Genomic DNA, 20,844 nt, shown 5'->3' with positions numbered 1-20,844 from the left:
ACATTCGCCTGTGATCGCCAATCCCCGGCACGAGGCCGGGGACGCGATGGCGAAATAGTATGAAGCCGGGTGGCCCGGCTCGTCGCGGTTACAGGCCGCTGGCGCCGTCCGAACCGATATAGGCGATGCGCAGCATGTTGGTCGCGCCGGGCGTGCCGAGCGGCACGCCGGCCGAGATGATGATGCGGTCGCCCGGCTTGCCGAAGCCTTCGCTGACGGTGATGCGGCAGGCGCGGTTGACCATGTCGTCGAGGTCCTCGGCATCGCCGGTGACGACACAGTGCAGGCCCCAGACGACCGAGAGCCGGCGGGCGGTCTCGATGATCGGCGACAGCGCCAGGATCGGCACTTCCGGCCGCTCGCGCGCTGCACGCAGGCCGGTGGTGCCCGACGAGGTATAGGTGACGATGGCCGACAGGTTCAGCGTCTCGGCGATCTGGCGGGCGGCCAGCGAGATGGCGTCGGCCCCCGTCGCTTCCGGCGGCGTACGCTGGGCGTAGATGATGCCCGGATAGTGCGGGTCGCGCTCGACTTTGCTGGCGATCGAGGCCATGGTGGAGACAGCTTCGACCGGATATTCGCCGGAAGCCGATTCGGCCGAAAGCATGATCGCGTCGGCGCCCTCGAACACGGCGGTGGCGACGTCGGAGACCTCCGCGCGGGTCGGAACCGGCGCCGAAATCATCGATTCCAGCATCTGGGTGGCGACGACGACCGGCTTGCCGGCGCGGCGGCAGGCGCGGATCAGTTGCTTCTGCAGGCCGGGAACGGCTTCCAGCGGCATCTCGACGCCGAGGTCGCCGCGGGCGACCATCAAGGCGTCCGAAAGCTCGATGATCTCGTCGATGCGCTCGATCGCCTGGGGCTTCTCGATCTTCGACATCAGGCCGACGCGGCCGCGCGAGACCTTGCGCACTTCCGCGAGATCTTCCGGGCGCTGGATGAAGGACAGGGCCACCCAGTCGACGCTGCCGGTGGCGAGCACCGCGTCGAGGTCGGCGCGATCCTTCTCCGTCAGGGCGCCGACGCCGAGCAGCGTGTCGGGCAGGCTGACGCCCTTGCGGTCGGAAATCTTGGTGCCGGCGATCACCGTGCAAACGATCTTCGTCCCGTCGGCCTGATCGGCGCGCAGATGCAGCTTGCCGTCGTCGATCAGCAGGCGATGGCCCGCCTTGACCGCCTCGAGGATCTCGGGATGCGGCAGGAAGACGCGCGTGGCGTCGCCGGGCTCGTCGCGGTTGTCGAGCGTGAAGGTCTGGCCTGGAACGAGATCGACCTTGCCATCCTTGAACTTGCCGACGCGCAGCTTCGGGCCCTGCAGGTCGGCCAGAATGCCGATCGGTCGGCCGCAGCGCGCCTCGACGGCGCGGATGCGGCTGATCAGCGTGCGCATCACCTCATGGCTGGCATGGCTCATGTTGATGCGGAAAAGATCGGCCCCCGCCTCATGCAACTTCTGGATCATCTCCTCTTCGGCCGAAGCCGGGCCGAGCGTGGCGAGGATCTTTACTCTTCTGTTCCGCTTCATCAATTCTGGCTTTCCTGGGGACCGGGCGTATCGGAGAGCTGGACCATCCAGCTGCCCTGGCGCCCGGTGTCATATTCCTTGAATCCCATCTTCTGGAAACCGCGTGCGAAGCAGTCCTGGACGCCGGTGATCTTGAACTCGTTCTCGGCGACGCACATGTTGACTTCGCCGGTCCAGCGGCCGCCGCGGGCGGCATCCTCGGCGTAGAGGTAGTAGTAGCGCGACTGCAGCTCGCCTTCGATCAGCGTGGCGCAGGTCGTGGCCGGGATCTGCCACCAGCCTTCCGTCACCCAGCCTTCGGTGGCGCGGTAGCCGATCGCGACGCCGACCAGGTTCTGCGTTCCGTTGCAGACGCGGAAGTCGGCACGCGCAGCCCCGGGGGCCGCGAGGGTGAAGAATGCGGCGGCAGCCAACAGACCGAGGCAGGAAAGGCCGGGCGCCGAACGGAGGGTGCGTGAGTGCGAATGATCTGGCACGGCTTCCAATGGGAACTCCGTTGATTTGGTCACGCGCTTTCTTGCGACGGCAAGCTGAGAATGTCAACGCAACTCTAATCGATTATATTGTGATCGCACCCCCGCACGCTGCCCCAATTCGCCCCGAATCGACGACACCGCCGCGACTTGCGGTTACCGTTTGCCCATGCCATCAAGCCTTGGACGTCCATGACGAAGAGATCGCATGAAAACCCTGCAAACGGATGACAGCCCCTACGAGATTCTGGGCGGCGACATGAGCCGTGGCCTCGTCCTGCTCGCCGACCACGCCACCAACCGCGTGCCGGCCGCCTATGGCCGGCTCGGCCTGCCCGACAGCGCCTTCGAACGCCACATCGCCTATGACATCGGCATCGAGGGACTGACGCGGGCGCTGTCGGCGCAACTCGGCGTGCCGGCGGTCATGAGCCGCTTCTCCCGCCTCCTGATCGATCCGAACCGCGGCGAGGACGATCCGACCCTGATCATGCGGATCTCCGACGGCGCGATCGTGCCCGGCAACCATCCGATCACCGCCGAGGAGTGGCGCCATCGGCTCGAGACCTACCACCGGCCCTATCACGGCGCCGTGTCGGAGACGATCGGCCAAGTGGCCGAGGCAAGCGGCAGGGCACCGCTGGTGATCTCGCTGCATTCCTTCACCCCCTTCTGGAAGGGCGCTCCGCGGCCCTGGCATATCACCGTCCTGTGGGACAGCGACCATCGCGCCGTCGACCCGCTGCTGGCCGAACTGGCGGCGCTCCCCGGCGTCGTGACCGCGAGCAACGAACCCTATGACGGCGCCTTGCGCGGCGACACCATGTTCCGCCACTGCATGAAGGCGGGCATCCCCCATGCGCTGATCGAGGTCCGCCAGGACGAGATCGGCGACGAGGCCGGCATCGCGCGATGGACGGAACGCCTGGCGCCCGTGCTCGCCCGCTTGAATGCCGACGAGGCGCTTCACACCTATCAGACATTCCCCTCCCGCACCGGCCCCTACTGACCGGAACGCGCGAGGATCGAAAGCGGGCAATAGGACGAGCGCCCGCTCACCGGAGGACCGACATGGACGACCTGAGCGAAGAACAACGCATGGCCTTTGAGGCCGCCGCCTTCCGGCGGCTCGTGTCGCACCTGCGCGAACGCACCGACGTGCAGAACATCGACCTGATGAACCTTGCCGGCTTCTGCCGCAACTGCCTGTCGAACTGGTATCGCGAGGCGGCCAATGCCGCGGGCGTGGCGATGGACAAGGAGGAATCCCGCGAGATCATCTACGGAATGCCCTACGACGCCTGGCGCGACCTGCATCAGAAGGAGGCAAGCGCCGGGCAAAAGGCCGCATTCGAGATCAACCGCCCGCAGGAATGACGGGCCGTGGCTGCCCGCGGTCGCCGGGCGCGGATAGCGTGGGTAACTTGTATAAGCTGCGAAAATTCCGGCCGCCTTGCGGATAGGCCTTGATCTCGCCGGAACTTCGCGGCAGATCACGCCATCACGTCCATTCATTTTCCCCAGTCAAGGAGAAGACCATGTCCGATGCTCACGGCGTCGCCCGCGACCAGCTTCGTGCTTTCATCGAGCGGATCGAGCGCCTGGAAGAAGAAAAGAAGACGATCGCCGACGACATCAAGGATGTCTACGGCGAGGCCAAGGGCGTCGGCTTCGACACCAAGATCCTGCGCAAGGTGATCCAGATCCGCAAGCAGGACAAGGACGAGCGCATGGAGCAGGAGGCGATCCTGGATACCTACCTGCAGGCGCTCGGCATGGTCGAACTGCCGCCGGAAGAATGACAGGCTGTTGACCGGAAGGTCGCAAAAAGCCCGCCGAACCAGGTTCGGCGGGCTTTTTCGTGTCTGTCTGCAACGATGGAGGTCAGTCGGTTTCGGAGAACTTCTGGACTTCCATGAAATTGACGGCCGTACCGCTGAACCGGCCCGCGTCGATCCCGGCCGTCTCCGGCTGGAAGCCGGCCTTGTAGACGGTGGTCGGGGCCTGGCGCATGCTCCGGCTGACGAAACGTGGCGCCTTTACCGGCTTCGACAGCGTCGCCACCCGATCCTGCGTCAGCGCCCATTGCGAGATGATCTTCTGGGTCAGCTTCGGTTCGGTGCGGATAGCACCACGAGCTGCGGCCTCCGCATCCTGCTTCTTCGGACGGCCACCCTTGGCCGGAACCTCGTTCATGGGAACGTCGAAGGCGGTCAGCGCTTCACGCGCGGCACCCGAGGGGCGCGGCACGAAGGCTGCGAGCTCGACCGGCGCCTCGCCCGCGATCTCGTTGCTCGGCACGGCAAGTGCGACACGCGTCGCAGCCTCTGCCGAGATTCCGCCATCCGGCCTCGCCTCGGCGACGGCGGCGACATCCGTCGCAGCAGCGGCCTGGCTCGGGATGCCGACGTCGGCTTCCGCCACGGCAAGCCATGCCGCGTCGTCGCCCGGGGGCGAGCCCGGAACGGGGATCAGGGCCGCCGCCATCGTGCCCTGCTCCGCCTCGCCCGGAAGCGTGCGCGGGCCAAGCAGTTCGGGGACCGGCACCTTGTAAGCGCCGAGGTCGGCGAATTCCGCCTGCGGCAATGCCGCCACCGGCGGCGTCGGCGAAGCGGCGTCGAGCGCTGCTGCGGCCGTGTTGGCCGCCGGCGGCACCAGCGCCAGTTCGGAAGCTGCCGGCACCGGGGCGGCGGCGGGAGCGGCGTTGTCGCGGAAGGCCGGGCGAACGAGCGGAATGGGTGCGTTCAGCTCGGCGATCTCGGTTTCGGTGACGGTCGGCGCAGCCGTGGGGACGACATCTGCCGGCGCGGATCCGCCGACGCCCGGAAGCGCTTCGGCAGCGGCCGGCGCCGAGGCGGACCGTGCCGCGGGCCTGGCCTCCAGCGGCTCGGCGCTGGCGATTGCAGTGGGTTCTTCGTCTTCATCCCCGCCGCCGCCGAAGAGGGCTGCGAAGAAATTCTTGCGCTTGGCCGATTTCTCGTCCGCCGATCCGCCGCCTGCGACCTGGACCGCATCGGCGCCGACGCGGCGCTTGTAGTCGGCCACCGCCTGCTGATAGCCGGGCAGCGGCTTGCCGTCGGAGGGGACGTGCATCGTCTTGCCGTCGGGGAAGAGCGATACGAGTTCCTGCCGGTTCATCCGCGGCCAGGCGCGGACGCTGCCGACGTCCATGTGGACGAAGGGCGAGCCGGAGGTGGGATAGTAGCCGACGCCGCCGACCTGGAACTTCATACCGATCTCGCGCAGCTTCTTCAGCTTCACGTCGGGAATGTAGAAGTCCATCGCCTTGCCGAGCATGTGCTGGCTCTTCTTGGCGACGCCCTTGGAGCGCGAACGCAGCATCGAATTGGTGGCGGGCGAGCGATAGGCGGAAACGACGTGGATATAACCGCGCGATCCGCTCTTCTGGTAGACTTCCCAGACGAGGTCGAAGAGACGCGGGTCCATCTTCGTCGGCTCGTTGCGGCGCCAGTCGCGCAGGAAGCGGTTGAGTTGCTGCAATCCCTTCTGGTCGTAGCGCCCGTTGCGCTTGAAGGTGATCTCGGCCTTCTCATTGGTATGGACGAAATAGACCTTCAGCGTGCGCGTGCCGGAGGCGGCATCGGTCGCCGAAGGGACCAGGGCCGGAACGACGAGCGAAACGGCCATGGCAGCGATGGTCAGAGCCTTCGGCGTCTTCGTGAGCGCCGCTTTGCACATGGCTAGCGCGCTGGCGCCCCGGAGCGTCATCGATCCGATAATATTTGCCAACTCTATCCCCGTCCTGCGGACAATGGTCATCCCTGATTGTTCAGATGACGACCAATTGCGGTAACAGCATGGCAAATCCGCCACAGTTGCCAATACAGTACCCTTATAGTGAACGATCCACTAACAAGGCATGAACGGCAACCGGAAAAGCACGAGGCGATTGAGAAATCAACTGAATTCAGGCTACTTCCCTGACCGGATTGTCTGGATCTATGCCATAATCCTTCAATTTTCGATAAAGGGTAGACCTGCCGATGCCCAATTTGCGGGCAACCTGGCTCATCTGTCCATGATAGAACTTCAGGGCAAACCGGATCAGTTCCTCTTCTACATCCGCCAGGCGACGCACCTGCCCGCCGCCGTCGAGGCTCGGGATGGCGTTCTCGTTGCTGGCCGGCGCACGTGATTCGGTCTGTTCCTCGCTGCGGAACTCCGGATAGACGGACGGCAGGCGGGCCGGTGCCATCCGCGGCACGGGCGGCGCGCTGGCGACGTCCCACGACACAGTCCCCTCGGCCGAGATCGCATGCCCCGGTACCTGGGTGGCGATCTGGGGGAAATCGGAGGTGTGCAGTTCGGAGCCCTGGGCGAGCACGACGGCGCGGAAGATCGCGTTCTCCAGCTGGCGGATATTGCCCGGCCAGTCGAAGGCGGTCAGCAGCGCCAGGGCGGCCGCGGAAACCGTCAGCGGCGTCGACAGCTTCTGCTCGCCGGCAAAGCGCTCGACGAACGAGCGCACCAGCACCGGGATATCCTCCTTGCGCCGGCGCAGCGCCGGGATCGTGATCGGGAAGACATTGAGGCGGTAGTAGAGGTCCTCGCGGAAGCGTCCCTCCTTCACCTCGGTGATCAGGTCCTTGTTGGTGGCCGAGATCAGCCGGACGTTGACCTTCTGCGGCGAACGCGCGCCGACCGTCTCGATTTCGCCCTGCTGGACCGCACGCAGAAGCTTCACCTGGACCTCGAGCGGCAGGTCGCCGATCTCGTCGAGGAAGATCGTGCCGCCGTCCGCCTCGGCGAACTTGCCGATATGCCGCTCGGTAGCGCCGGTGAAAGCCCCCTTCTCGTGGCCGAACAGGATGCTTTCGACGAGGTTATGCGGGATGGCGCCGCAATTGACGGTGACGAACGGCTTGTTGGCCCGGTCGCTCGCCGACTGGATGGCGCGGGCGATCATCTCCTTGCCGACGCCGGATTCACCCTCGATCACCACGGGAATGTTCGACTGCGCGGCACGGCGTGCCAATTCGATCACCCGCAGCATCTCCGGGCTCGCCGAGACGATGTCGTCGAACTGCACCGCTTCGCTGCGGCCGCGGCGGCTGGTGCGGCCGCGATAGTCGCGCTGCTCGAGTTTCAACGCGTTTTCGATGGCGACGCCGAGGCGTTCTGGCGACACCGGCTTGACCACGAAATCGAAGGCGCCGGCGCGCATCGCCATCACCACGGTCTCGAGCCCGCCCTGCCCGGTCTGGACGACGACGGGAATGCCGATTTCGCGCTCGGCGAGCGCCTCGAGGAAGGCGCTGCCGTTCATCTCCGGCATCATCAGGTCGAGCAGGATGACGCTGATGAGACCGCCCTTGCGGTCGAGAACCTCCAGGCCCTGGCGGCCGTTTTCTGCCATGTGCGCGACATGGCCATTGCGTTCGATCATGTTCTTGAGAAGCCTGCGCTGGACAGGATCATCGTCGATGACAAGAATGTGGGCCGTCATTGGTACATCTCCTTGCCCTCCACACATCATGCGCGGAGTTGGCACAACAATACCGCCGGACCTTGGCACGAAGGGTTGAACATGCCGTTTTGAGAAAGGCTTGCATTTTAACCAATGACGACGCAAGCAAACGCCAATCGCATCAGACACGAGGCCAACCGATGCCCATCTTCAAGAACCAGCCCGCCATCCACCGTGCGACAGCAACTGCCGGCGCCTTTTCCGGCGATCTCGGCGACCTGCCGCACTGGAACCTCGGCGACCTCTACGCCTCGCCCAAGGCGCCGGAATTTGCGGCCGACCTGAAGCGCGGCGAGGCGGATGCGCTGGCCTTCGAGGCCCGATGGAAGGGCCGGCTCGACGAGGCCGCCGGCCGGACCGGCAAGGACGGCATCGGCCAGGCGGTGAAGGAGTTCGAGGCGCTCGACGACCTGCTCGGCCGCATCGCCTCCTTCGCCGGGCTGACCTATTTCTCCGACACCACCGATCCGGCCAACGGCAAGCTCTATGGCGACGTCCAGTCGAAGATCACCGACATCTCGGCGCACCTTCTGTTTTTCGCCTTGGAATTGAACAGGATAGATGACGCCCGCCTCCAGGCCTGCCTGGAGAAGGACGAGGTCGCCGGCCACTACCGCCCGTGGATCGAGGACCTGCGCAAGGAAAAGCCGCACCAGCTCGACGACCGGACGGAGCAGCTGTTCCTGGAGAAATCCATGACCGGCGCGGCCGCCTGGAGCCGCCTGTTCGACGAGACGATGGCCTCTCTGCGCTACGAGATCGACGGCGAGGAGGTGCCGCTGGAGGTCGCCCTGAACCTGCTGCAGGATGTGAGCGGCGAGACGCGCCGCAAGGCCGCGATGGCGCTGGCGAAGACCTTCCGGGACAACATCCGCACCTTCACCCTCATCACCAACACACTCGCCAAGGACAAGGAAATCTCCGACCGCTGGCGCGGCTTCGACGACATCGCCGACAGCCGGCATCTGGCCAACCGCGTCGAGCGCGAGGTGGTCGACGCGCTGGCCGCCGCCGTGCGCGACGCCTATCCGCGGCTGTCGCATCGCTACTACGCGATGAAGGCGAAGTGGCTCGGAATGGAACAGCTGGAGTTCTGGGACCGCAATGCGCCGTTGCCGGAGACGCCCGACACGCTGATCCCCTGGAGCGACGCGAAGGAGACCGTGCTTTCGGCCTATGGCGCCTTCGCGCCCGAGATGGCCGCGATCGCCGGCCGCTTCTTCGACGAGAACTGGATCGACGCGCCGGTGCGCCCCGGAAAGGCGCCCGGCGCCTTCGCCCATCCGACCGTGCCCTCGGCGCACCCCTACGTGCTCGTCAACTATATGGGCAAGCCGCGCGACGTGATGACGCTGGCACACGAACTCGGCCACGGCGTCCACCAGGTGCTCGCCGCCGGCCAGGGGGCGCTGATGGCCTCGACTCCGCTGACGCTCGCCGAGACCGCCTCGGTGTTCGGCGAGATGCTGACTTTCCGCTCGCTGCTCGATCGGACGAAGGACAGGCGCGAGCGCAAGGCGATGCTCGCCCAGAAGGTCGAGGACATGATCAACACGGTCGTGCGCCAGATCGCCTTCTACGAATTCGAGCGCAAGGTCCACACGGCCCGCAAGGAGGGCGAACTGACCGCCGAGCAGATCGGCGAATTGTGGCTCTCCGTCCAGGCCGACAGCCTCGGCCCGGCGATCCGGATCTCCGAGGGCTACGAGACCTACTGGGCCTATATCCCCCACTTCATCCATTCGCCCTTCTACGTCTATGCCTATGCGTTCGGGGATTGCCTGGTGAACTCGCTCTATGCGGTCTACCAGCAGGCCGAGAGCGGCTTCCAGGAGAAGTATTTCGAGATGCTCAAGGCCGGCGGCACCCGCCATCACTCCGACCTGCTGCGCCCCTTCGGCCTCAATGCCGCCGACCCGTCGTTCTGGAGCAAGGGCCTGTCGATGATCGAAGGGCTCATCGACGAGTTGGAGGCGCTTGATAAGGCCGCCTGATACGGATCGGCCGCGCCGCCCCCAAGCGGGGCCGGCGCGACAGGAGGCGCGCGACAAGAGGGATGGATTGCCGGAATTGCATGAGATGACCGATCGCCAACGCTTTGTGCTCCTGCGCGACGACAGCGCGGACAGGACGACGGTCTTTGCCGATCCCCTGCGCATGGTGACGGTGCGCCGGCGCGCCGATTTCGAACCCGCCTTCCGCGCACTGCAGGCGGCCCATGACGAAGGCCGGTGGATCGTCGGCTTCATGAGCTACGAGGCCGGGCACCTGTTCGAGGACAAGCTTGCCCCCTTCGCGGTCGAGGGACGCGAGACGCCGCTCCTGAGCTTCGGCATCTTCGACGCGCCGGCCACGGACCATCCGCTCGCAGTGCCGAGGCAGCGGACCGAGAACGAGCCCTTCATCACCGAGCCAAAAGCCGGGTGGGATCTTCCGGCCTACCGCCAGCGCTTCGACCGGCTGCACCGGCACCTGCGCGAGGGCGACTGCTACCAGGCCAACCTGACCATGCCGATCCGCGCCCGCTGGAACGGCGATCCCGTCGCCGCCTTCTGGTCGCTGATCGAGCGCCAGCCGGTCAGATACGGCGCGCTCGTCTCGCTCGACGGACCGATCCTGCTCTCGCGCTCGCCGGAGCTCTTCTTCCGCGTCGACGAAGACGGCTGGATCGAGACGCATCCGATGAAGGGAACTGCCCCTCGCGGGACGAACGCTTCCGAGGACGACGCGATCGTCGCCGCCATGCTCGCCGACCCGAAGTCGCAGGCCGAGAACCGGATGATCGTCGACCTGCTCCGCAACGACATCTCCCGGATCTCCGAGGTCGGCACACTGGAAGTGCCGAAGCTCTTTGCGATCGAGACCTATCCGACCGTCCACCAGATGGTCAGCCACGTCCGCGCGCGGCTCGTGCCGGAGACGTCGATCCGCGACATCTTCGCCGCCCTCTTCCCCTGCGGCTCCATCACCGGCGCGCCGAAGATGCGCTCGATGGAGATCCTGCACGACCTCGAGACCGGCCCGCGCGACGCCTATTGTGGCGCGATCGGCGTGATCGCCCCCGACGGCACCATGCAGTTCAACGTCGCGATCCGCACGATCTCGCTCTTTCCCGGCGGCGACGCCGTCTTCAACGTCGGCGGCGGCATCGTCTTCGATTCGACCGCCGAGGCCGAGTACGAGGAATGCCTGCTGAAGGCGCGCTTCGCCGTGGGGGACCAATGGATCTCTCGCTGATCGAGACCCTGCGCTGGGACCCGGAAGGCGGTTTCGTCCGGCTGGAACGGCATCTTGCGCGGCTGGCGCGCTCGGCCGCGACCCTCGGGCTGCCCCGTCCCGAAGGTGCGCAAGCGGCGCTGACGGAGGCGGTCGAGGCGGCTTTGGGACACTCGGCAATTGCGCCCCGCGGACCGGCTGCGATCCAGCCCTCCCCTGCACCACCGAGCCCCCTCCGCATCCGCCTCGAACTCTTCGGCGACGGACGGATCGAGGTGAAGTCCGCAGCCTTCGTGCCGTTGCCCGCCGACACCGTCTGGACCGTCGCGATCGCCGCGACGAGGCTCCGGTCGGACGATCCGCTGCTCCGCCACAAGACGTCCCGCCGCGCGGCCTATGAAGCCGCTCGCGCCGAGTTTCCCGCAGGCACAGCCGACGAGGTCGTCCTCCTCAACGAGCGCGGCGAGGTTTGCGAAGGCACCATCACCACGGTCTTCCTCGACGACGGCACCGGCATCCTCAGGACGCCGCCGCTCGCCTGCGGCCTCTTGGCCGGCGTGCTGCGCGAGGAGATGATCGACAACGGCCGGGCGCAGAAGGCGGTGATGCACGTGGACGACCTTGCCGCGGGCAGGCTGTATGTGGGCAATTCCCTGCGCGAGCTGATCCCGGCAAGGCTGAGCCCTTGAGGAAATGGACGGCGAGGGCCTTGACACGCTCAGTCGCCCGGATCCGCCCCCAGATCCGCGCGCGGTGCTCTTTGCCGGCCGTCGAAGACTTCGAGGATTTCAATGGCTCCCTCCTCCACACGGTAGGGAAGAGAATAGACGGTTCCGGGGACGATGAGACGCCGGACGTCGGTGCGATGCGTGGGAAGGCCGAGACGGGGTTGCTGTTGCAGCAGCTCGACGGCATGCAGGATGCGCCGGGCGACACCGTTGGCGGCCTCCGGATTGTGCTCGCCGATATAGGCGCGGATCGCGACGAGGTCGGCAATGGCCAGGCGCGACCATAGGACCTTCATCGCGCGCGCTTCGCCGCCCCGCCGGCAACAGGCGGCTGCTTCTCGTGCTCGGTGCCCCAGCTGACAAGCCAGTCTGCCACGGCCTCATGCGAGGCAAACTGCCCGTCCCCGGCCGCCACGACCGCCTCATCGATGGCCGCGATTTGCCAGCCGTGCCTGTCGAGGTACTCTGCGAGCGCTTCCTGTGCCAGGAAGGATCGCGGTCGCCGCGTGGCCGCTGCAAGCTGGTCCAGGCGGTCCTTCATCTCGTCCGACACCCGCAGAGAAATGACGTTCTGTGACATGGCGCCTACTCTTGATTACGATGTATACAGATTAACACGATATCGCGCTCCTTCACAATCGGATGGGCGCCACAGCAAGCGAACGCGCCGCAGATGACCCTCCCCGCCTATACGCCCTATGACGGCTCCGCCCGCCTTTTCACGATCGGCCTCGGCCAGCTCGACCCGGATCGCTGGATCGAGCCGGACGACGAGCTCGAACGCTATCTGGCAGAGAAGGAACGCGTGCTGGCACAGCACCGTGACCAGGTCTTCGTCGAGGAGGAAGGCACGCGCGATGCCCAGGCCGAGGTCCTTGCCCTGGTCGCCGATTTCGTCACGCAGCGCCATCCCGGCCGCTACCGGCGCGACGGCGATGCGATCGACATTGCGCACGGGACTGCCACACGCCGTGTCCGGCTCGCCGATCCGCAGATGCCGCCGCTCCTGACCGCGGGCGCCCTGGTCCAGGACGATCTCGTGATCATGCGCCGGCGCGAGACCGGCTGGCACCTCGTCGCGGGCTACGTCTCCTTCCCCTCCTCCTGGTCGCTGCCCGAAAAGTTCGGCCGGCGGATGGAGGATATCCATGCGCCGGTTCCGGATTTCGGCGACGGCACCCGCAACGCCGGCCTCATCAACCGCATGTTCGACAACCTGCAGGTGGAAAGGCCGGTCTTCCGCTTCAACTGGTCGATCAATCCCGACGCCGACCTCTACTATCCGGCCTCGAAGGCGCATGGGGCGCTGCCCTCCGGCCACGACCTGGCGCTGGAGCGCACCTTCGCGCGGGTCGAGCGCCAGACGCTGCGCCGCCTGCCGCTTTCGGGCGACATCCTCTTCACGATCCGCATCTACAACGACCCGCTGGCCGCCATCCGCAGCCTGCCGAACGCCGCCGCGGTCGCCTCGACCTTTGCCGCCCAGCTCGAGGAACTGACCGACCCGCAGGCCGCCTACAAGGGCCTGGTCGACCGGCGCGCCACGCTGGCACGGCTGCTGCGCTCGCAGATATCCGGCTAACAATGCCGGCGCGAGCCGTTTTGCCCACTTTATTGTGACGGAATTCTATGCTCTAGGCTGTTTCCGGATTGAAAAAGGGGCCAGCGGCCCTCTTTTTGCGAGATCGGGCGGCGCCCCGTCAGGAGAACGAGAGAATGGCAGAGAAGAGCTATCCGGTTTACGGCGAGATCACGGGCCCGATCATCATGATCGGCTTCGGTTCCATCGGTCGCGGCACCCTGCCGCTGATCGAGCGTCACTTCAAGTACGACAAGAACCGCCTGATCGTCATCGAGCCGCGCAAGGATGCTGCCGACGACGAGATCTTCGCCCGCCATGGCGCGCGCCACGTCACCGAATTCGTGACGAAGGAGAACTACAAGGAACTGCTGAAGCCGCTTCTCACCGAAGGCGGCGGCCAGGCCTTCGTCGTCAACCTCTCCGTGGACACCGGCTCCGTTGACCTGATGAAGCTCTGCCGCAAGCACGACGCGCTCTATATCGACACGGTCATCGAGCCCTGGCTCGGCTTCTATTTCGACAAGAACATGAAGAATGCCGACCGCACGAACTACGCCCTGCGCGAGACCCTGCGCAAGGAGAAGGCAAAGCGCCCCGGCGGGACGACTGCCGTCTCCACCTGCGGCGCCAATCCGGGCATGGTCTCCTGGTTCGTCAAGGAAGCGCTCGTCAACCTGGCAAACGACCTCGGCGTCAAGCACGACATTCCCGCGCAGGACGACCGCGAGGGCTGGGCCAAGCTGATGAAGAAGGTCGGCGTGAAGGGCATCCACATCGCCGAGCGCGACACCCAGCGCACCAAGAAGCCGAAGCCGCTCGACACCTTCTGGAACACCTGGTCGGTCGAAGGCTTCATCTCCGAGGGCCTGCAGCCGGCCGAGCTCGGCTGGGGCACCCACGAGAACTGGATCCCGAAGAACGCCAAGAAGCACAAGAAGGGCTGCAAGGCGGCAATCTACCTGGAACAACCCGGCGCCAACACCCGCGTGCGCACCTGGTGCCCGACGCCCGGCCCGCAATACGGCTTTCTCGTCACCCACAACGAGTCGATCTCGATCGCCGACTTCTTCACCGTCCGCGACAAGGACGGCGAGGTGACCTACCGCCCGACCTGCCACTACGCCTACCATCCGGCCAATGACGCGGTGCTATCGCTGCATGAAATGTTCGGCAATGGCGGCAACGCCCAGCCGATCCACCACGTCCTCGACGAGAACGAACTGGTCGACGGCGTCGACGAGCTCGGCGTGCTGCTCTATGGCCACGACAAAAACGCCTACTGGTACGGCTCGCGCCTGTCGCTGGAACAGACCCGCAAGCTCGCCCCCTACCAGAACGCCACCGGCCTGCAGGTGACCTCCGCCGTCCTCGCCGGCATGGTCTGGGCGCTGGAAAACCCGAAGGCCGGTATCGTCGAGGCCGACGAAATGGACTACCGCCGCTGCCTCGAGGTCCAGCGCCCCTATCTCGGCCCGGTCGAGGGTCACTACACCGACTGGACCCCGCTCGACGGCCGTCCGGGCCTGTTCCCGGAAGACCTCGACACCAAGGATCCGTGGCAGTTTCGCAACATCCTCTTCCGATAAGCGCGGTTTGAGCAGATTCGCGCCGCAGACCAGGGAACGCCCGCCACCGTGCGGGCGTTTGCCTTCGCGGCGGATAACACCTCCCTTTCGGGGGCGTCTCTTGCTTTCACCGTCCGATCGCGGCATGGTCGGACCGACTTTTTGAAACCCGTATCCGGGTAAGTCCACGGAGTCCCTGATGAAACCCTTGATCGCCGTTTCCCTGCTGACCGCCGCTGCGGCGCTCGCTTCCTGCCAGAGTTCGGAGCGTGCGAACACCTATGCCCCGGTCGCCCAGGCGCCGCAGGGCGTGGACGGATCATGGGTGGATGCGAACGGCCTGGTCTCGACCTTCAATGGCGGCCAGTTCGCCACCCGGACGACCGACACCAACACGACCATGGCGACCGGCACCTATATCCAACAGCCGGGCGGCCTGATCGAGATCAGCCTCTTCTCCAACATTTCCAAGTCGGCATCCAAGGCCAACTGCTCGCTCATCGGCCAGCGCCAGCTGAACTGCACCTCGAGCTCCGGCGCCCAGTTCACGCTGAACCGCCAGGGCTGAGGCTGACATCCATAGGGCCGGCGGCGGCGCCGGGGAGGCCATTTTGGACATCCAGCGCATCGCGGCCTTCTCCGAAGGCGAGACCGGCGGGAACCCGGCGGGCGTCCTGATCGCCGACGCCCTACCCTCGCCTGCGGAAATGCAGCGGATCGCCGCGGAGATCGGATTTTCCGAGACGGCCTTTGCCGCGCCGCAGGGCGACGGCTGGCGCGTGCGCTATTTTTCGCCGCGGATCGAGGTTCCGTTCTGCGGGCATGCGACGATCGCGCTCGGCGCGGCCCTTGCGCTGAAATTCGGCGACGGCACCTTTCCGCTGACGCTGAACGACGCCGGGATCTCCGTCCAGGCGGCGAAGGCGGGCGGTACCGTTTCCGCTGCCCTGCAATCGCCGCCGACACGCAGCCGGCCGGCTCCGCCCGAACTGGCGGCGGAGATCTTGGCGCTTTTCGGCTACGGCAGGGATGACCTCGACCCGGCGATCCCGCCCGCCCTGATCCATGGCGGCGCCGACCATTTCGTGCTGGCGCTGAAGTCCCGCCGGCACCTCGCCGCGATGGCCTACGATTTCGAGGCGACGCGGGCCGTGATGCTGCGCGAGGGCTGGGCGACGATCCTGCTCGCCTTTGCCGAAACGCCGCGCCTGTTCCACACCCGCAACCCCTTCGCCTCCGGCGGCGTCTACGAGGATCCGGCGACGGGGGCGGCGACCGCAGCCTTTGCCGGATACCTGCGCGATCTCGGCTGGCCGCACGAAGGATCGATCGAGATCGTCCAGGGCGAGGACATGGGCATGCGCTCGCGCCTCCATGCCGACATTCCGCCGCAACCGGGCAGCGCGATCCGCGTCAGCGGCACCGCGCGGATCATGCAGGACTGAGGCGGCGCGTCGGCCGCGCGCTCAACCCTCTTCCACAAGGGCTATCGCCCCTTTCCGTTTTCCTCTTGAAGTTGCGCCTGCGCGGTGAAACCATCGGCCCCATTCGGGGACCAGGGCCGACCGGCCCCTGCCTGAGAAGCGGCCTTCCCGCGGGAAACAGGAGAACCTGCCCATGATTTGCCTTCGCATCGGCCTCTTGGCCACGTCCCTGCTGGCCCTGTCCGGCGGCACCGCTTTCGCCGACTACGAACTGAACATCCTCCACATCAACGACCTGCACTCGCGCATCGAGCCGATCAACAAGTACGATTCCACCTGCTCGGCCGAAGACGAAGGCAAGAACGCGTGCTTCGGCGGCATCGCCCGCGTCAAGGCTGCGATCGATGCCCGCCGCAAGGCGCTGACCGATGCCGGCGCGAACGTGCTGGTGCTGGATGCCGGCGATCAGTTCCAGGGCTCGCTGTTCTACACCGCCTACAAGAGCGCGGCGGTCGCCGATTTCATGAACGGCATCGGCTTCGACGCCATGGCCGTCGGTAACCACGAGTTCGACAACGGCCCGGAGGAACTGGCGAAGTTCCTCGACAAGGCGAAGTTCCCGATTATCTCCGGCAACACCGTCGCTGGCGCCGACACGCCGATCGCCAACCGCATTCCGGGCTATGTGGTCAAGGATATCGGCGGCCAGAAGGTGGCGATCGTCTCCGTGCTCGCGACCGACACCGGCGAGACGTCCTCTCCCGGCAAGAGCGTCTTCTTCGAAGACGAGATCGCCTATCTCAAGGGCATCATTCCGACGATCCAGGCCGAGGGCGTCAACAAGATCGTGCTTCTGTCCCACGTCGGCTATTGGCGCGACCAGGAGATCGCCCGCGCCGTGGACGGCATCGACGTCATCGTCGGCGGCCACAGCCACACGCTTCTGTCCAACACCGACGAGAAGGCCATCGGCCCCTATCCGACCTTCGTCAGGAACCCCGCCGGCGTCGACGTTCCGATCGTGCAGGCCTATGCCTATTCGAAATATCTCGGCGATCTGAAGGTCGTCTTCGACGATGCCGGCAACGTCAAATCGACGAGCGGCGCACCGATCCTCCTCGATTCGACCTTCGCGCCGGATGCCGGCTTCACGGCAAAGGTCAAGGAGCTTGCCGGGCCGCTCGAGGAGATGAAGTCGAAGATCGTCGCCGAGACCGCCGCCCCGATCGACGGAAGGGGTGAAAGCTGCCGGGCCGGCGAGTGCGAGATGGGCAATCTCCTCGCCGATGCCCTGCTCGACCGGACCAGGGGACAGGGTGTCACCGCCGTGATCACCAATGGTGGCGGACTGCGCGCCTCGATCGACGCCGGTCCCGTCTCCATGGGCGAGGTCATCACCGTGCTGCCCTTCCAGAACACCGTCTCGACCTTCGGGCTGAAGGGCTCCGACATCGTCGTAGCGCTCGAGAACGGCCTGAGCGAGATCGAGGGCGGCGCGGGCCGGTTCCCGCAGGTCGCCGGCATGAAGTTCACCTTCGACACGTCGAAGCCCGCAGGTCACCGCGTCGTCTCCGTCGAGATGCAGGAGGGCGACGCCTTCGTCCCGCTCGACCCCGACAAGGTCTATACGCTCGCCTCGAACAACTACATGCGCGCCGGCGGCGACGGCTACGATATCTTCGCCACCGCGGCGACGAACGCCTACGACTACGGCCCGACGCTCGACGAGGTGCTCGCCGACTACCTGGCCGCCCACCAGCCCTACAAGCCCTACCTCGATGGCCGCATCGCCACCGCCACCACAACGACCGCCGCACCTTCGGCTACGCCCGCGCCATCGGGCACTGCGACCGCCACTCCGGCGGCAGCCGCCTCGAAGCACATCGTCGTGCGCGGCGACACGCTGTGGGAACTCGCCGAGGACGCCTATGGCGACGGGTTCCAGTGGCGAAGGATCTCCGAGGCGAACGACAATCCTAAGCCCCGTGCGCTCGCGATCGGCTCGGAGCTCGAGGTCCCGGCCAAATAAAAGGACAATTTGTCTCCACATTTTGCACCGGCCCGGGCTTTCCCGGACCGGCTTTTCTTTTTAGAACGATTACAGAGAATTTTCGGCGGTCACCGCCGCCGCCAGACTGAATGCACAGGACCCAATATGAGCAATGCCGCCCCGAAGCCCGCAGACCATCCTTCCGTCAAGCACGGCCGGGTCGGCGTCCTGCTCGTCAATCTCGGCACCCCTGATGGCACCGACTATGCCTCGATGCGGCGTTACCTCAAGGAATTCCTCACCGACAAGCGGGTGATCGAATGGCCGAGGATCGCCTGGTATCCGATCCTGTTCGGCATCGTGCTCAACACCCGGCCGGGCAAGGTGGGCAAGGCCTATGAACTGATCTGGAACAAGGAGAAGAACGAGAGCTTCCTGCGCACCTACACGCGCAACCAGGCGGAACTGATGTCGGTGGCGCTTGCCGGCCATCCCGAGGTCGTCGTCGACTGGGCGATGCGCTACGGCCAGCCCTCGATCGCCTCGCGGCTGGAGCACCTGCAGCAGCAGGGCTGCGAGCGGATCCTTCTCTTTCCGCTCTACCCGCAATACGCCGCAGCGACCACGGCAACGGTCAACGACAAGGCCTTCGAGGCGCTCCTGAAGATGCGCTGGCAGCCGGCTCTGCGGACGGTGCCGCCCTATCACGACGACCCGGCCTATATCGAGGCGCTCGCCAACTCCATCACCGGCCATCTTTCGACGCTCGACTGGGAGCCGGAGGTGGTGCTCGCCTCGTTCCACGGCATTCCCAAGTCCTATTTCGACAAGGGCGATCCCTATTACTGTCAGTGCCAGAAGACGGCCCGCCTGCTGCGCGACAGGCTCGGCTGGTCGAGCGAGAAGCTGCAGGTCACCTTCCAGTCGCGCTTCGGCCCGGAAGAATGGCTGCAGCCCTATACCGACAAGACGGTGGAAAGGCTGGCGCAGGAAGGCGTCAGGCGCATCGCCGTGTTCAATCCCGGCTTCGTCTCCGACTGCCTCGAGACGCTGGAGGAGATCGCCGGCCAGGCGGCCGAGAGCTTCCACCACAACGGCGGCGAGAAGTTCGCCCATATCCCCTGCCTGAACGACAGCCCCGACGGCATGGCCGTGCTGGAAAAGGTCGTCCGCCGCGAACTCGGCGGCTGGATCTGACCGCCCGAAGCCGTCCCGATCCTTCATCGACGACGGCGGCGGCTGGCGCGAATTTGCGCTGGCCTTGGGGCGAAGATTGCGTAGAGTGTCGCAGATAACGCGTTGAATCTGCGCACAATCCTGCCCGCGGGACCCGCCTGCGGAGGAGCGCCGTGCGTAAAGCCGAGGGGTCGGGGCATGTCTTTGGACGGTTTGGATATTTTTGTCGTGGCACTGGTCGTTCTGGTCCTGTGGCTGCTGTTTGCCGGGATCAAGACCGTGCCGCAGGGCTACCAGTACACCGTCGAGCGATTCGGCCGCTACACCCGCACCCTGCAGCCCGGTCTCAACCTCATCATCCCCTTCTTCGACAAGATCGGCGCGCGGATGAACGTCATGGAGCAGGTGCTGGAAGTGCCGACCCAGGAGGTCATCACCCGCGACAACGCCAGCGTCGCCGCCGACGCCGTCGCCTTCTTCCAGGTCCTGAACGCCGCGCAGGCCGCCTATCAGGTCTCCAATCTCGAGCATGCGGTCATGAACCTGACCATGACCAACATCCGCTCGGTCATGGGCTCGATGGATCTCGACGAACTGCTCTCCAACCGCGACGCGATCAACGAACGGCTCCTGCACGTCGTCGACGACGCGGCCACGCCGTGGGGCCTGAAGATCACCCGCGTCGAGATCAAGGACATCGCGCCGCCGAAGGACCTCGTCGACGCCATGGCCCGGCAGATGAAGGCCGAGCGCGAGAAGCGCGCGCAGGTGCTGGAAGCCGAAGGTGCGCGCAACGCCCAGATCCTGCGGGCCGAGGGCGCCAAGCAGTCGGCCATCCTCCAGGCCGAGGGCCAGCGCGAGGCAGCCTTCCGCGACGCCGAGGCCCGTGAGCGCCTGGCCGAGGCCGAAGCCAAGGCGACGAAGATGGTGTCGGAGGCGATCGCCGCCGGCGACGTGCAGGCGATCAACTACTTCGTGGCGCAGAAATACACGGAAGCACTGGCCACCGTCGGCGCGGCGCCGAATTCCAAGATCGTGCTGATGCCGATGGAAGCCTCGGCGCTGATCGGCTCGCTCGGCGGCATCGGCGCGATCGCCCGCGAGGTCTTCGGCGACGGCCCGCAGCCAGCTTCGCCGCGCCCGCGTGGCGCGACGCCTGCGACCGGCACGGCCGTGCGCAACCCCTTCGACACCACCCAGAGGGAAAGCTGAGCCATGGTCGCCAAGATCGCAGCCGAGCTTGGCCCTTGGGCCTGGTGGGTGCTGGGCGTCGTGCTTCTGACGCTGGAAGTGCTGATGCCCGGCGTCTTCCTCGTCTGGATCGGCATCGCGGCCGTTCTCACCGGCGCCCTGTCGCTGCTCCTGTGGGAAACTGGCTGGTGGGTCTGGCAGGTGCAATGGCTCGTCTTCGCCGCCCTCTCCATCATAGCCGTCCTCGTGGGGCGCCGCCTTGTCGCCCGCAACGAGAAGCGCACCGACGAACCCTTCCTGAACCAGCGCGGCCAAAGCCTCGTCGGCCGCACCGCCACGCTCGACCAGCCGATCACCGAAGGCCGCGGCCGCATCCGGCTGGACGACACCATGTGGAACGTGCAGGGCCCGGACCTGCCGGTCGGCGCGCGCGTGCGCGTCGTGGCAAGCTCGGGACGGGATTTGACGGTGGAGCCGGTCTAG

Annotated in this window: 20 protein-coding genes; 14 read left to right on the top strand and 6 right to left on the bottom strand. The window is 66.0% G+C overall.

The window, feature by feature from the left end; all coding sequences use genetic code 11:
* Positions 1-88 precede the first annotated feature (88 nt).
* Both pyk and LQK81_RS13770 read right to left on the bottom strand, forming a co-directional pair.
* Positions 89-1,528, bottom strand: a complete 1,440-nt coding sequence (gene pyk / locus LQK81_RS13775; RefSeq protein WP_230806926.1) for a pyruvate kinase — start codon at positions 1,526-1,528, stop codon at positions 89-91.
* Positions 1,528-1,944, bottom strand: a complete 417-nt coding sequence (locus tag LQK81_RS13770; RefSeq protein WP_230807140.1) for a DUF1036 domain-containing protein — start codon at positions 1,942-1,944, stop codon at positions 1,528-1,530. Before LQK81_RS13770 ends, pyk begins: the two co-directional genes overlap by 1 nt.
* Before the next feature lie 265 nt (positions 1,945-2,209).
* On the opposite strand from LQK81_RS13770, the gene LQK81_RS13765 reads away from it, so the two are divergent.
* The 3 genes from LQK81_RS13765 to LQK81_RS13755 all read left to right on the top strand — a co-directional run bounded on the left by LQK81_RS13765 (position 2,210) and on the right by LQK81_RS13755 (position 3,803).
* The gene (locus LQK81_RS13765) at positions 2,210-3,010 is read left to right on the top strand and encodes an N-formylglutamate amidohydrolase (protein WP_230806925.1); all 801 of its coding nucleotides are present in this window, start codon (positions 2,210-2,212) and stop codon (positions 3,008-3,010) included.
* A gap of 62 nt (positions 3,011-3,072) precedes the next feature.
* A complete protein-coding gene (locus LQK81_RS13760; RefSeq protein ID WP_230806924.1) occupies positions 3,073-3,378 on the top strand; it encodes a DUF1244 domain-containing protein in 306 nt (101 codons plus the stop codon).
* A gap of 161 nt (positions 3,379-3,539) precedes the next feature.
* Positions 3,540-3,803 carry a DUF2312 domain-containing protein gene (locus LQK81_RS13755; protein ID WP_183804609.1) on the top strand — a complete coding sequence of 88 codons (264 nt, stop codon included), beginning with the start codon at positions 3,540-3,542 and terminating at the stop codon, positions 3,801-3,803.
* A gap of 82 nt (positions 3,804-3,885) precedes the next feature.
* Here LQK81_RS13755 and LQK81_RS13750 read toward each other — a convergent pair whose 3' ends face one another.
* The gene (locus LQK81_RS13750) at positions 3,886-5,751 is read right to left on the bottom strand and encodes a DUF882 domain-containing protein (RefSeq protein ID WP_442967129.1); all 1,866 of its coding nucleotides are present in this window, start codon (positions 5,749-5,751) and stop codon (positions 3,886-3,888) included.
* Between the two features lie 178 nt (positions 5,752-5,929).
* Positions 5,930-7,468: a sigma-54-dependent transcriptional regulator gene (locus LQK81_RS13745; RefSeq protein ID WP_230806923.1), complete on the bottom strand. Its 1,539-nt coding sequence runs from the start codon at positions 7,466-7,468 to the stop codon at positions 5,930-5,932.
* Between the two features lie 161 nt (positions 7,469-7,629).
* Between LQK81_RS13745 and LQK81_RS13740 the strand changes: the two genes are divergently transcribed.
* The 3 genes from LQK81_RS13740 (at position 7,630) to LQK81_RS13730 (ending at position 11,394) form a co-directional block, all read left to right on the top strand.
* Positions 7,630-9,483 carry a M3 family oligoendopeptidase gene (locus LQK81_RS13740; RefSeq protein WP_230806922.1) on the top strand — a complete coding sequence of 618 codons (1,854 nt, stop codon included), beginning with the start codon at positions 7,630-7,632 and terminating at the stop codon, positions 9,481-9,483.
* An 85-nt stretch (positions 9,484-9,568) separates the two neighbouring features.
* Complete coding sequence (locus tag LQK81_RS13735) at positions 9,569-10,726, top strand: aminodeoxychorismate synthase component I (protein ID WP_230806921.1); 1,158 nt, start codon at positions 9,569-9,571, stop codon at positions 10,724-10,726.
* The gene (locus LQK81_RS13730; RefSeq protein WP_230806920.1) at positions 10,711-11,394 is read left to right on the top strand and encodes an aminotransferase class IV family protein; all 684 of its coding nucleotides are present in this window, start codon (positions 10,711-10,713) and stop codon (positions 11,392-11,394) included. Before LQK81_RS13735 ends, LQK81_RS13730 begins: the two co-directional genes overlap by 16 nt.
* Before the next feature lie 29 nt (positions 11,395-11,423).
* On the opposite strand, the gene LQK81_RS13725 is transcribed toward LQK81_RS13730, so the two are convergent.
* Complete coding sequence (locus LQK81_RS13725) at positions 11,424-11,729, bottom strand: type II toxin-antitoxin system RelE/ParE family toxin (protein ID WP_230806919.1); 306 nt, start codon at positions 11,727-11,729, stop codon at positions 11,424-11,426.
* Positions 11,726-12,013, bottom strand: a complete 288-nt coding sequence (locus tag LQK81_RS13720) for a CopG family ribbon-helix-helix protein (protein ID WP_230806918.1) — start codon at positions 12,011-12,013, stop codon at positions 11,726-11,728. The genes LQK81_RS13725 and LQK81_RS13720 overlap by 4 nt, the downstream gene beginning before the upstream one ends.
* Before the next feature lie 93 nt (positions 12,014-12,106).
* Between LQK81_RS13720 and LQK81_RS13715 the strand changes: the two genes are divergently transcribed.
* The 8 genes from LQK81_RS13715 (at position 12,107) to LQK81_RS13680 (ending at position 20,844) form a co-directional block, all read left to right on the top strand.
* Complete coding sequence (locus LQK81_RS13715; protein ID WP_230806917.1) at positions 12,107-13,015, top strand: heme-dependent oxidative N-demethylase family protein; 909 nt, start codon at positions 12,107-12,109, stop codon at positions 13,013-13,015.
* A 134-nt stretch (positions 13,016-13,149) separates the two neighbouring features.
* Positions 13,150-14,601, top strand: coding sequence for a homospermidine synthase (locus tag LQK81_RS13710; RefSeq protein WP_230806916.1), 1,452 nt, complete (start codon positions 13,150-13,152; stop codon positions 14,599-14,601).
* A gap of 178 nt (positions 14,602-14,779) precedes the next feature.
* Entirely contained in the window at positions 14,780-15,148 is a 369-nt protein-coding gene (locus LQK81_RS13705; RefSeq protein WP_230806915.1) for a hypothetical protein, read from the top strand.
* A gap of 43 nt (positions 15,149-15,191) precedes the next feature.
* On the top strand, positions 15,192-16,025 hold the full coding sequence (locus LQK81_RS13700; protein WP_230806914.1) for a PhzF family phenazine biosynthesis protein: 834 nt from the start codon (positions 15,192-15,194) through the stop codon (positions 16,023-16,025).
* Positions 16,026-16,197: 172 nt separating this feature from the next.
* A complete protein-coding gene (locus LQK81_RS13695; RefSeq protein WP_230806913.1) occupies positions 16,198-18,033 on the top strand; it encodes a bifunctional metallophosphatase/5'-nucleotidase in 1,836 nt (611 codons plus the stop codon).
* 126 nt (positions 18,034-18,159) lie between these two features.
* On the top strand, positions 18,160-19,191 hold the full coding sequence (hemH, locus tag LQK81_RS13690; RefSeq protein ID WP_230806912.1) for a ferrochelatase: 1,032 nt from the start codon (positions 18,160-18,162) through the stop codon (positions 19,189-19,191).
* A gap of 183 nt (positions 19,192-19,374) precedes the next feature.
* Entirely contained in the window at positions 19,375-20,382 is a 1,008-nt protein-coding gene (locus tag LQK81_RS13685) for an SPFH domain-containing protein (RefSeq protein WP_230807138.1), read from the top strand.
* A 3-nt stretch (positions 20,383-20,385) separates the two neighbouring features.
* Positions 20,386-20,844 carry an NfeD family protein gene (locus tag LQK81_RS13680; RefSeq protein ID WP_230806911.1) on the top strand — a complete coding sequence of 153 codons (459 nt, stop codon included), beginning with the start codon at positions 20,386-20,388 and terminating at the stop codon, positions 20,842-20,844.

The organism is Rhizobium sp. GN54 (assembly GCF_021026345.1).
Classification (GTDB): domain Bacteria; phylum Pseudomonadota; class Alphaproteobacteria; order Rhizobiales; family Rhizobiaceae; genus Mycoplana.
Note: the sequence above shows the minus strand (reverse complement) of the source record. Positions and strands in the feature narration are given on the sequence as shown.

Excerpts from the sequence above, each read along its gene's own strand:
- LQK81_RS13760 (WP_230806924.1), top strand. The coding sequence starts at position 3,073 with ATGGACGACCTGAGCGAAGAACAACGCATGGCCTTTGAGGCCGCCGCC.
- LQK81_RS13725 (WP_230806919.1), bottom strand. The coding sequence starts at position 11,729 with ATGAAGGTCCTATGGTCGCGCCTGGCCATTGCCGACCTCGTCGCGATC.
- LQK81_RS13705 (WP_230806915.1), top strand. The coding sequence starts at position 14,780 with ATGAAACCCTTGATCGCCGTTTCCCTGCTGACCGCCGCTGCGGCGCTC.
- LQK81_RS13755 (WP_183804609.1), top strand. The coding sequence starts at position 3,540 with ATGTCCGATGCTCACGGCGTCGCCCGCGACCAGCTTCGTGCTTTCATC.
- LQK81_RS13720 (WP_230806918.1), bottom strand. The coding sequence starts at position 12,013 with ATGTCACAGAACGTCATTTCTCTGCGGGTGTCGGACGAGATGAAGGAC.
- LQK81_RS13765 (WP_230806925.1), top strand. The coding sequence starts at position 2,210 with ATGAAAACCCTGCAAACGGATGACAGCCCCTACGAGATTCTGGGCGGC.
- LQK81_RS13715 (WP_230806917.1), top strand. The coding sequence starts at position 12,107 with ATGACCCTCCCCGCCTATACGCCCTATGACGGCTCCGCCCGCCTTTTC.
- LQK81_RS13745 (WP_230806923.1), bottom strand. The coding sequence starts at position 7,468 with ATGACGGCCCACATTCTTGTCATCGACGATGATCCTGTCCAGCGCAGG.
- LQK81_RS13730 (WP_230806920.1), top strand. The coding sequence starts at position 10,711 with ATGGATCTCTCGCTGATCGAGACCCTGCGCTGGGACCCGGAAGGCGGT.
- pyk (WP_230806926.1), bottom strand. The coding sequence starts at position 1,528 with ATGAAGCGGAACAGAAGAGTAAAGATCCTCGCCACGCTCGGCCCGGCT.
- LQK81_RS13710 (WP_230806916.1), top strand. The coding sequence starts at position 13,150 with ATGGCAGAGAAGAGCTATCCGGTTTACGGCGAGATCACGGGCCCGATC.
- LQK81_RS13735 (WP_230806921.1), top strand. The coding sequence starts at position 9,569 with ATGACCGATCGCCAACGCTTTGTGCTCCTGCGCGACGACAGCGCGGAC.
- LQK81_RS13680 (WP_230806911.1), top strand. The coding sequence starts at position 20,386 with ATGGTCGCCAAGATCGCAGCCGAGCTTGGCCCTTGGGCCTGGTGGGTG.
- LQK81_RS13740 (WP_230806922.1), top strand. The coding sequence starts at position 7,630 with ATGCCCATCTTCAAGAACCAGCCCGCCATCCACCGTGCGACAGCAACT.
- LQK81_RS13695 (WP_230806913.1), top strand. The coding sequence starts at position 16,198 with ATGATTTGCCTTCGCATCGGCCTCTTGGCCACGTCCCTGCTGGCCCTG.
- hemH (WP_230806912.1), top strand. The coding sequence starts at position 18,160 with ATGAGCAATGCCGCCCCGAAGCCCGCAGACCATCCTTCCGTCAAGCAC.